The organism is Nocardiopsis lucentensis DSM 44048, assembly GCF_000341125.1.
Taxonomy (GTDB): domain Bacteria; phylum Actinomycetota; class Actinomycetes; order Streptosporangiales; family Streptosporangiaceae; genus Nocardiopsis; species Nocardiopsis lucentensis.
Genome location: NZ_ANBC01000707.1, coordinates 2255 through 4342, shown reverse-complemented (window position 1 = coordinate 4342; position 2088 = coordinate 2255). Strand labels below are relative to the sequence as shown.

Below are 2088 nucleotides of genomic sequence, written 5' to 3'. Positions count from 1 at the left end.
GGCGGGCCGTCGTGGGCGGGTTTGCCCGCCAGCCGCCAGGCGCACTGGTGGGCGATCGGGCAGTCCGCGCACGCGGGGGTCCGGGCGGTGCACACGAGGGCGCCCAGCTCCATCACGGCCACGCCCCAGCGCGCCGCGACGGACGGGACGGGCGGGAGCAGTGACTCGGCGAGGGCGGTCTCCGCCTTCGTCTGGGTTTTCGGCGGGTACTGGATCCCGGTTTCGGCCCTCGCGAGGACACGCCGAACGTTCGTGTCCAAAATGGCGTGCCGCTGTCCGAAGGCGAAGCTCGCCACGGCCGCCGCGGTGTAGGCGCCGACGCCGGGCAGGGAGAGCAGCGTCTCGTGACTGTCCGGCACCTGCCCCCCGTGCTGTTCGGTGATCGCCACGGCGCACGCGTGCAGACGCAGGGCACGGCGTGGGTAGCCGAGCCGGTTCCACATGCGTACGGCCTCACCGGAGGGCTCCTCGGCCAGGTCAGCGGGGGTGGGCCAGCGTTCCATCCAGGCCTGCCAGGCGGGTAGCACCCGGACGACCGGCGTCTGCTGGAGCATGATCTCACTGACCAGGATCGACCAGGGGGTGGCGTCGGGGGCGCGCCAGGGAAGGTCGCGGGCGTTGGCCTCGTACCACGCCAGAACCGCTGTGCTGTAAGGGTTATCGCTCATCTTTTACGGGGTATCGGCGGGTTGGGTAGGTGAGTGGCACGCGAAACCGCAATACTACGGCCCATGGCGTCAAGTACCGGACATCCAGGAGCTGTCAGCCGCGAGACCTATTGGAAGCGGCGTGCCCTCGTGTTGGCGGGGGTCATGCTCGTCCTCACGCTGATCGCGTTCGCCTGCCGCCCCTCCTCCGGGGACGACGCCGAACCGACGCGGTCGGAGGCGGGCGCGGCTGACACCGACCCCTCTCCCAGTGTCCCACCCGAGACACCCTCCGCGGCCGAGAGCGCCGAACCCGAGGACGAACCTTCCGAGGGGGAGGACGAGGACGCCGAAGGGGCGGGCGACCAGGGCACCGCCGGGGGAGAGGGCGGGGAGGCCGCCGAGGGCTCCGACGCCGAGTCCGGCGGCGCCGCCGCCCCCGAGCGCCCCGAGGACGCGTGCCGCCCGCAGGACGTGGTCGTGACCTTCGAGCTCGCCGACGAGGACCGGGAGGTCTACGGGAGCGGTGCGCGGCCGGAGTTCCGGATCACCGTCGTGAACACCGAGGACCAGACCTGCACGGTGGACGTGGGACCCGAGGCCATGGAGATCCGCATCCACTCCGGAAACGACCGCATCTTCTCCACGGGTGACTGCGTCGAGGGCGAGGCCGCCGAGGACCGACAGCTCAGCCGCGGCGTGCCGCACGAGTTCACGGTCGGCTGGGACCGGCAGCGCTCCTTCACGGACTGCCGCGACTCCTCCGCCGCGCGTCCGGGGTGGTACCGCGCCAACCTGCGCGGGGAGTACGCGGGAGACACCGGTGAACTGGTGTTCCAGCTGACCTAGGGCGTGCTCGCGGGACCGGCGCCCCGGCGCCGGGCCCGCCACACGCCACGCGAGAGGAAGACGCCACGTCTCGTTATCCCAATGTTACTCTGGGTGATGTCAAGCGATCCCGCAGTCACCAGGAGCAATTGTGAAGCTTGTCGGAACGATCCTGTCCGGTGTCGCCGCGTCCGCCCTGGCGCTGTCGACGGCGGCTCCGGCGCAGGCGGTGGAGGACAAGACCCAGCATTACAGGCTCTCCATCGAGGAGAAGCACACGGGCGACAAGAAGCACGTGCATCTCTTCTGCGATCCGCCGGGAGGTACCCACCCGAAGCCCGAGGAGGCCTGCGACCTCATCTACGCGTTCGGTTCCATCAAGAAGATCGACGTCAGCGACAGCGCCTGTCCCCTGGTCTGGGACCCGGTCGTCGCCCGGTCCAGCGGCTCCGAGCACTACAAGAAGACCTTCCCGAACATGTGCGTCCTGCTCGACGTCAAGGGCGCGGTCTTCGACTTCTGGAAGTACGGCGACCGGGAGGACTCCGACAGCCGGAGCACGCACGAGGCAGGTCACCCCAGCTACGACGGCTGGCTGCACGGTCACCACGGC

General features: G+C 70.1%; 3 protein-coding genes (1 of these 3 running past the window's edge). 2 read left to right on the top strand and 1 reads right to left on the bottom strand.

The genetic code is table 11. From position 1 onward, the window contains the following. On the bottom strand, positions 1 to 668 hold a 668-nt coding region (locus D471_RS0124695), incomplete at its 3' end, for an HhH-GPD family protein (RefSeq protein ID WP_017601092.1). Between the two features lie 144 nt (positions 669 to 812). Here D471_RS0124695 and D471_RS0124690 point away from each other — a divergent pair. Next, on the top strand, positions 813 to 1496 hold the full coding sequence (locus tag D471_RS0124690) for a hypothetical protein (RefSeq protein WP_017601091.1): 684 nt from the start codon (positions 813 to 815) through the stop codon (positions 1494 to 1496). A gap of 130 nt (positions 1497 to 1626) precedes the next feature. Continuing rightward, positions 1627 to 2088: the 5' portion of an SSI family serine proteinase inhibitor gene (locus D471_RS36005; RefSeq protein WP_017601090.1), read on the top strand. The gene runs 105 nt beyond the window's last position; 462 of the gene's 567 nt are visible here — the first part of the coding sequence; its start codon is at positions 1627 to 1629; its stop codon lies off the right edge, out of view.

Bases quoted from the DNA above. Each gene is read 5' to 3' on its own strand.
- D471_RS0124690 (WP_017601091.1), top strand. From the start codon at position 813: ATGCTCGTCCTCACGCTGATCGCGTTCGCCTGCCGCCCCTCCTCCGGG.